2 rRNA genes are annotated in these 3,289 nt (G+C 48.4%); both read left to right on the top strand.

From position 1 onward, the window contains the following. Positions 1 to 130 precede the first annotated feature (130 nt). A 23S ribosomal RNA gene (locus Q4575_RS19490) occupies positions 131 to 3,008 on the top strand. Positions 3,009 to 3,169: 161 nt separating this feature from the next. Continuing rightward, a 5S ribosomal RNA gene (gene rrf / locus Q4575_RS19495) occupies positions 3,170 to 3,284 on the top strand. The last annotated feature ends 5 nt before the right edge of the window (positions 3,285 to 3,289 follow it).

A 3,289-nucleotide genomic window follows, 5' to 3' on the forward strand; every position in this document is an offset into this window, starting at 1 on the left:
TTAAAAAATAATTTTGATTATCACTGTAAGAAGAAAACTCAAGCGTTATTTATGTCGATTGTACTTTTAGCGAGTGCAATCAAAATGGCATAACCTACGACTGACAGTATGAGAATACTTAAGGTTGTATGGTTAAGTGAATAAGCGTATACGGTGGATGCCTTGGCAATTGGAGGCGATGAAAGACGTGTTAATCTGCGATAAGTCTGGTTAAGGTGATAAAAACCGTTATAGACCAGAATTTCTGAATGGGGAAACCCACCCTTTTAGGGTATCGCATAGTGAATACATAGCTATGCGAGGCAAACCTGGAGAACTGAAACATCTAAGTACCCAGAGGAAAAGAAATCAACCGAGATTTCCTGAGTAGCGGCGAGCGAAAGGGAAACAGCCGAATCAGTATAGTTTAGTGGAAGCATCTGGAAAGTTGCACAGTAAAGGGTGATAGTCCCGTACACGACAAGCTATATTGGACACATTAAGTAGGTCGGGGCACGAGAAACCTTGACTGAAGATAGGGGGACCATCCTCTAAGGCTAAATACTCCCAATTGACCGATAGTGAACCAGTACCGTGAGGGAAAGGCGAAAAGAACCCCTGTGAGGGGAGTGAAATAGAACCTGAAACCGTATACGTACAAGCAGTAGGAGCAGACTTGTTCTGTGACTGCGTACCTTTTGTATAATGGGTCAACGACTTATATTTTGTAGCAAGGTTAACCGAATAGGGGAGCCGTAGTGAAAGCGAGGGTTAACTGCCCGTCTAGTTGCAAGGTATAGACCCGAAACCCGGTGATCTAGCCATGAGCAGGTTGAAGGTTGAGTAACATCAACTGGAGGACCGAACCCACTAACGTTGAAAAGTTAGGGGATGACTTGTGGCTAGGAGTGAAAGGCTAATCAAACCGGGAGATAGCTGGTTCTCCCCGAAATCTATTTAGGTAGAGCCTCGGACGAATACTTACGGGGGTAGAGCACTGTTTGGGCTAGGGGGCCATCCCGGCTTACCAACCCCATGCAAACTCCGAATACCGTAAAGTACTATCCGGGAGACACACGGCGGGTGCTAACGTTCGTCGTGGAGAGGGAAACAACCCAGACCGCCAGCTAAGGTCCCAAAGTTATTGCTAAGTGGGAAACGATGTGGGAAGGCTTAGACAGCTAGGAGGTTGGCTTAGAAGCAGCCACCCTTTAAAGAAAGCGTAATAGCTCACTAGTCGAGTCGGCCTGCGCGGAAGATGTAACGGGGCTAAGCAATACACCGAAGCTGCGGTAGCGTAATTTATTACGCTAGGTAGGGGAGCGTTCTGTAAGTGGCTGAAGGTGACTCGAGAGGGTTGCTGGACATATCAGAAGTGCGAATGTTGACATGAGTAACGATAATGGGAGTGAAAAACTCCCACGCCGAAAGACCAAGGGTTCCTATCCCATGCTAATCAGGGTAGGGTAAGTCGGCCCCTAAGGCGAGGCAGAAATGCGTAGTCGATGGGAAACAGATTAATATTTCTGTACTTTTAATCATTGCGATGGGGGGACGGAGAAGGCTAGGTGAGCACGGCGTTGGTTGTCCGTGTGAAAGTATGTAGGTTGGCTGCTTAGGTAAATCCGGGCGGCTAGAACTGAGATACGAGACGATACTCTACGGAGTAGAAGTCATTGATGCCATACTTCCAGGAAAAGCCTCTAAGCTTCAGATGATTGAAAACCGTACCCTAAACCGACACAGGTGGTCAGGTAGAGAATACTAAGGCGCTTGAGAGAACTCGGGTGAAGGAACTAGGCAAAATGGTACCGTAACTTCGGGAGAAGGTACGCCGGTTTTGGTGATAGGACATGCTCCTTAAGCTGAAGCCGGTCGCAGTGACCTGGTGGCTGCAACTGTTTATTAAAAACACAGCACTCTGCTAAATCGAAAGATGACGTATAGGGTGTGACACCTGCCCGGTGCCGGAAGGTTAATTGATTGGGTTATCGCAAGAGAAGCTCATGATCGAAGCCCCGGTAAACGGCGGCCGTAACTATAACGGTCCTAAGGTAGCGAAATTCCTTGTCGGGTAAGTTCCGACCTGCACGAATGGTGTAATGATGGCCACGCTGTCTCCACCCGAGACTCAGTGAAATTGAAATCGCAGTGAAGATGCTGTGTACCCGCGGCTAGACGGAAAGACCCCGTGAACCTTTACTACAGCTTGACACTGAACATTGAGCCTACATGTGTAGGATAGGTGGGAGGCTATGAAACTTGGACGCCAGTTCAGGTGGAGCCAACCTTGAAATACCACCCTTGTATGTTTGATGTTCTAACGTTGGTCCCTTATCGGGATTGCGGACAGTGTCTGGTGGGTAGTTTGACTGGGGCGGTCTCCTCCCAAAGAGTAACGGAGGAGCACGAAGGTTTGCTAAGTACGGTCGGACATCGTACGGTTAGTGTAATGGTAGAAGCAAGCTTAACTGCGAGACAGACACGTCGAGCAGGTACGAAAGTAGGTCATAGTGATCCGGTGGCTCTGTATGGAAGGGCCATCGCTCAACGGATAAAAGGTACTCCGGGGATAACAGGCTGATACCGCCCAAGAGTTCATATCGACGGCGGTGTTTGGCACCTCGATGTCGGCTCATCACATCCTGGGGCTGAAGTCGGTCCCAAGGGTATGGCTGTTCGCCATTTAAAGTGGTACGCGAGCTGGGTTTAGAACGTCGTGAGACAGTTCGGTCCCTATCTGCCGTGGGCGTTGGATGATTGAGAGGAGCTGCTCCTAGTACGAGAGGACCGGAGTGGACGAACCGCTGGTGTTCGGGTTGTCATGCCAATGGCATTGCCCGGTAGCTACGTTCGGAATCGATAACCGCTGAAAGCATCTAAGCGGGAAGCGAGCCTCGAGATGAGTCATCCCTGACAGTTTAACTGTCCTAAAGGGTCGTTGAAGACTACAACGTTGATAGGTAAGGTGTGGAAGTGCTGTGAGGCATTAAGCTAACTTATACTAATTGCCCGTGAGGCTTAACCATACAACGCTTAAGTGTTCTTAAGACATTGATGGTCAAAATTATTGAATGTGTGAATACAAATTTTATTTATAACGTATTGCCTTAGGCGGTACGAGCTTTCTGAATGTTAAATCAATTATGTAAACGATGTTCGTAGAACATTGATTACAATTCAGCTTTTGCCTGGTGGCAATAGCGCTGTGGAACCACCTGACTCCATTTCGAACTCAGAAGTGAAACGCAGCTGCGGCGATGGTAGTGTGGCATTTGTCATGCGAGAGTAGCTCACCGCCAGGCTCCCA

The sequence above is a fragment of the Psychrosphaera sp. 1_MG-2023 genome, from assembly GCF_030548245.1.
Taxonomy (GTDB): domain Bacteria; phylum Pseudomonadota; class Gammaproteobacteria; order Enterobacterales; family Alteromonadaceae; genus Psychrosphaera; species Psychrosphaera algicola.